Source organism: Bacillus sp. 05T31, from assembly GCF_056396725.1.
The window spans coordinates 1-1,060 of record NZ_JBFTMA010001037.1 but is presented as its reverse complement, the minus strand read 5'-3'; the positions used below and the strand labels follow the sequence as shown (position 1 = coordinate 1,060).

General features: G+C 31.1%; 1 protein-coding gene. It reads right to left on the bottom strand.

Features of this window, described 5'->3' with window-relative positions; all coding sequences use genetic code 11:
• Positions 1-155: 155 nt before the first annotated feature.
• The gene (locus AC1DJR_RS31100) at positions 156-731 is read right to left on the bottom strand and encodes an FtsX-like permease family protein (RefSeq protein WP_477004375.1); all 576 of its coding nucleotides are present in this window, start codon (positions 729-731) and stop codon (positions 156-158) included.
• Between the last annotated feature and the right edge of the window lie 329 nt (positions 732-1,060).

Here is a 1,060-nt window from a genome sequence, read left to right as displayed (position 1 = left end):
TCTTTGAACCAATTCGCTTTGTTAATCGATCAACTTTTACGATCGCTTGCTCATTTATCATTCCATACAACCTTTCTTCTTAACTCTTTTTTTCAGTTCTTCCCACTGTATCATGATTAATAACATGTGTAAAATGAAGAAAAAGCCATGATTTCTCATGCCTTTCTCCTCGTTTCATATGACTTTTCACCCTTTAACCTTTGTGTAAACCTACAACATTGCCACATTGATATTATAATGACAGTTATCATAACAACTGCTGTTATCACTACCGCATACATCGTAATCGGTGCATTGGTTATCCCTTGGATTCCTACTGCTTTCATAAAAATAATAATAAATAATTTCAAAAATAACATACCATGAATTAATCCGAAAACAAAAGCTCCTCCGTAAGTTAATAATTGCTCCTGACATAATAAACATAACATTTCTTTTCTTGTCATCTTCATTACTTCATACGATTTAAACTCCTCTCTTCTTACCTGTAAAAGAGAGGTTGTCATTTTATATGTAACGAAAATACACACAAAAACTATAAATAGAAACATAGCATAAAACCACTTTACAAATATAGGTGTATATTCCGCTTTACTTATTATAGCTTCATTGAATCGGAATGATATCATAAAAAAACAAATCATTGTATTCATAGCAATCCACATAAATTGTTTTAACCTTTTGGTAGCAAATATTTGTATATTTTTTCTCGCTAACCGAAATAAAGACATAATTTCCCCCTACCTTACTTCATAACATACGCATTCTATACTACTAGTGTATAAGAATATGACATTTTAAACATCGCACTTCAATCGGAATCTTTACTAAGCCTTTAGTCCTAGAAACCAAGCATATTTACCTCTTTAGCATTGAACAAAAAAACAAAAAACGGAAATGCACTTTAGTTACATTTCCGTTTTTTGTTTAACGAGGTGAATCTTTATATAACTTAATTATCATGACTACCTTGTAACTTCATCAACTATTCAGCCTTCGCATCTTCCACTTCAATCCTTTTTTTCTCTCTTGCAATTTTCAAAAACTCTAACAACTCTGG